Origin of the sequence: Intestinibacter sp. (assembly GCF_034113885.1) — a bacterium.
Taxonomy (GTDB): Bacteria; Bacillota; Clostridia; order Peptostreptococcales; family Peptostreptococcaceae; genus Intestinibacter.
Genome location: NZ_JAXEWM010000001.1, coordinates 1 through 2,397 on the forward strand (window position 1 = coordinate 1; position 2,397 = coordinate 2,397).

The following is a 2,397-nucleotide window of genomic DNA, read 5'->3' on the forward strand; positions in this document are numbered from 1 at the left end:
TAACCATAAGCCAAGTGGTGGATTTTATATATTGCCAGGGTTTGAAAGTATAGAATTTTATATAAAAGATTTAGAGATATAAGGAGAAAATATGTTTGAATACGTAAATAAAGAATACATAAAAAATAACAAATTCAAAAAAACAGGCCTAGAATACGAAGAACATGAGCAAAAAAGCTATCGTCTAAGCGATGAACAAATCCAAAGTCTAGGTATAGATATAACCAATAGAAAAGCTAAATTAATGAAAAAGATATCTATGATAGCATGTGAAAAATTCAACGGAGACTATAACATAATAGAAGTTAAATGCAACATAGGAGTATCCGCTATGAGAAAATACCTAAAAGGAACTAGAAATATGTCTAGAGCAGCTCTTATGAGATTTTGTTCAGGTGCATGTATAACAGTAGAAGAAGCGCAGGATCTATTTATATTATTAGGGCATGCTCTAGATCCTAAAAACAATTTAGCAGATGCAATAGTAATAGATAATATAAAATGCAAAGAGGGAATAGAAATACTTTACGAAGAATGCGAAAAAAATAAGGTATTGAAAGATGTTTTTAAATAGAAATTTACAGCGAGGGGGAGATATCTATGGCAAAGTTATTTTCATGGGAGAATTTCTCGATTGATTTTATAAAGTCTATAGTGTTTTCAGAGAAGACACCTGAAGATGAGAGGGCGCCTATAATGATCGACGATAAGGATTTTTTAATTCCTTTTATAGATGATATTTGCGTGTATCCGAATGCTAGTTTTGTGAGAAAATATAGAAGAGAGATAGAAGATTATTTTTTAGAGGAAAGTAACAGCTTGATAAGTATTGTTAGAAAACTAGAAAAAGTAAATTACAGCGATGTGAAATATACGGGCGATAACAAGGAAATGCTCGATAAATTAAGATCAAAGCGACTTACGCAAACTCTCTTAGATGCCTATATAAGTGAATTAAAATTGCAAGGAAGCTATTATGATGAGGAAGAATCTATTTTTAAAATGCCAAAAATCATAAATCTCAAAGAATCAAAGGTAGACGATGTTCCTCTGTATTCATATCAAAAAAAAGCAGTCCAAGCGTTAAAAAACTACTTTATATCCGATGATAAAACATCGGGTATATTAGTCATGCCGACGGGAAGCGGGAAAACTAGAACTAGTGTGTATTTTTTACTAAAATATATGATTTCTAGTGGTTATCAGGTCATATGGTTGGCTCATAGACATATGCTGATAGAGCAGACTGCCCAAAATTTCTATAAATTTTCACCATTGATAAAAACTGAAAACGAAGATAAAAATACATTTAGGATGATATGTATATCAGGTAAGCACGCCAAGGCAAAAGCTATGACTAAAGAGGACGACCTCATAATATCTAGCTTTCAGAGCTTAAACAAAAATAACTTGGTATACCTTCCAAATATTTTAAAGGAAAAAGTAATAATTGTAGTAGACGAAGCTCATCACACATCGGCTCCATCTTATAGAAAAATCATAAATAAAATTAGAGAAAAAGTGCCGACCTATAAGTTGCTTGGTTTGACTGCCACTCCATGTCGTTTGACAGATAAGGCGACTAGAGGGCTTATGAGAATTTTTGACAATCAAATAATTTATTCAGTTAGCATGAGTAAATTAATAGCAGATGGCGTGCTCTCAAAGCCAAATTATATTAATATCGAGACTAATATAGATATAGACACGATTATAGATATAGACGAGAGGGCATATATAAGAAAATGGGGTGAAATGCCAGCTTCACTACTTACAAAGGTGGCAAATACGAATGAGAGAAATGAGATAATAATCGACGAATATATGAAAAACAGAAAGAAATACGGAAAGACGATAATTTTTGCGCTAAATGCAATACACTGTATAGCTTTGAGTGATGAGCTTAAAAAAAGAGGCGTTAAATGCGAGTATATTTATTGCTTAAATAAAGATAACGAGGATATAATTGATAGATTTAAGGACAATAAGAGAAAAGATCATATAGATGTTCTTATAAATATCAATATGCTCACAGAAGGCAGTGATATTCCAGATATACAAACTGTATTTTTGACTAGACCTACATCTAGTGACACGTTACTTATGCAGATGGTCGGTAGGGGTATGCGTGGAAAAGGTCAAGGCGGAACGGAAACTGTAAATATTGTCGACTTTTGTGATAAATGGAATAGTATAGCTAAATGGTTAAATCCTAAATTCTTGTTAGACAACGGAACTGGAATGCTTGAAGATGAAGTAGAATATGACTACACAAAATACGAGCTAATACCAGTTGCGATGGTAAGGGATTTGATAAAGGGAATAAAATACACAGGTGCAAGCATCGAATCTAGAGATGTAGTACTTCCAACTGGATGGTACGATTTGAAATATACT

Annotated in this window: 2 protein-coding genes; both read left to right on the forward strand. The window is 32.7% G+C overall.

Annotated features, from left to right (window positions below):
- Positions 1-91 precede the first annotated feature (91 nt).
- Positions 92-574: a hypothetical protein gene (locus SPD90_RS00005; protein ID WP_320923924.1), complete on the forward strand. Its 483-nt coding sequence runs from the start codon at positions 92-94 to the stop codon at positions 572-574.
- A gap of 26 nt (positions 575-600) precedes the next feature.
- Positions 601-2,397 (forward strand): DEAD/DEAH box helicase (locus SPD90_RS00010; protein ID WP_320923925.1); only part of this gene is annotated, 1,797 nt, incomplete at its 3' end.

Coding starts and splice junctions, on each gene's coding strand:
- SPD90_RS00005 (WP_320923924.1), top strand. CDS start 92: ATGTTTGAATACGTAAATAAAGAATACATAAAAAATAACAAATTCAAA.